Source organism: Deltaproteobacteria bacterium, from assembly GCA_011773515.1.
Lineage (GTDB): Bacteria > Desulfobacterota > Deferrimicrobia > J040 > J040 > WVXK01.
Genome location: WVXK01000005.1, coordinates 1,231 through 1,471, shown reverse-complemented (window position 1 = coordinate 1,471; position 241 = coordinate 1,231).

Genomic DNA, 241 nt, shown 5'->3' with positions numbered 1-241 from the left:
CGAAACATGATGCTCGCATATACACACGGTACCGGTCTGGATTGCTTACGATCTCATTCAAAATATCTGCATTGAATTTTTCCACATTCGCAAGAGCGGGCATGGTATAAGAATGAAAATAAATTTTTTTAGAGAGGTCGAACGGGTCTGTTTAGACAGGTGTAGTTTTATACTATTAGTAAATCATTACTTTAGATGGTAATTCGTTAAGGTACAAAGCACACAAAGCACACAAAGCACA